Raw genomic sequence first — 930 nt, 5'->3', positions numbered from 1 at the left:
GCACCCCGCGCCGGCACGTCGCTCGATGCGCTGACGCGCTTCGGACTGATCGCGGCGGTAGCGGTGCTGTTCGGCATCTCGGGCGGCATGCTGTGGCTGGTCGGCTACAATTATGATGGCCTGTTCGGCAACCCGGCGACCAAGATCCACCCGTCCACCTATCTCATCGTCCTCTTGTTTGCCTGGCGCTCCTGTGCGTCAGGCAATCCGGTCGGCTATATCGTCCATCTCGCCGACAGGCGGCCGGCCAGCGCGCTGATGGCCGCCATATCGATCGTGCTTTTGTTCGTCGTCATCGCCAGGCAGCGGCCCGGCATGGCTGGCATGATCGATACGTTCGTGGCCGCGGCACTTCTGGTGCTGATGCTCAGCGAGGACGACGAACGGACATTCGCCGGGCTGCAGACCGTCGTTCACGTTGTCATGACGGCGAATGCGCTGCTTGCCCTTTTCGAGTTCGCCACCAAGACGCTTATCTTCCCCTATCGCCTCGACGGCGTGGCGTTTACCACCGATCTGCGCTCGAGCGCGCTGCAGGGACATCCGCTCGCCAATGCCATGGTGACGTCGATCTACGTGCTTGCGCTGCTCTCCGGTGCCAGATCCCTGTCGACGCCTGTGCGGATAGGATTGATCGGCCTGCAATGCGCGGCACTTGTCGCGTTCGGCGGCCGTTCGGCGATGGTGATGACGATTGTGCTGGGCGGTTGCTATCTGCTTTCCAAGGGCATCAGCAAATTGCGCCGGGGACGCGTCAATCTCTTGGGTGCGGCACTCGGCTTCATGCTTGCCGCGCTGCTGCCGGTCGTCATCATCGTGGCGGCATATTATGGCTTTTTCGATGCGCTGCTGGAGCGCTTCGTGTCGGACAGCGGCAGCGCCAATGCCCGCGTCGAGATGTTCGAGCTCTTCAAGCACCTGGAATTACGC

Annotated in this window: 1 protein-coding gene; it reads left to right on the top strand. The window is 62.6% G+C overall.

Annotated elements, in window-relative coordinates; genetic code table 11:
• Positions 1-930: VpsF family polysaccharide biosynthesis protein (locus EN939_RS35940; RefSeq protein WP_127272028.1), on the top strand; the 930-nt coding region annotated here is incomplete at both ends.

The organism is Mesorhizobium sp. M7A.F.Ca.CA.002.05.1.1 (assembly GCF_003998335.1).
Classification (GTDB): domain Bacteria; phylum Pseudomonadota; class Alphaproteobacteria; order Rhizobiales; family Rhizobiaceae; genus Mesorhizobium.
The sequence above is the reverse complement of the archived record's forward strand: the minus strand, read 5'-3'. Positions and strand labels throughout refer to the sequence as shown.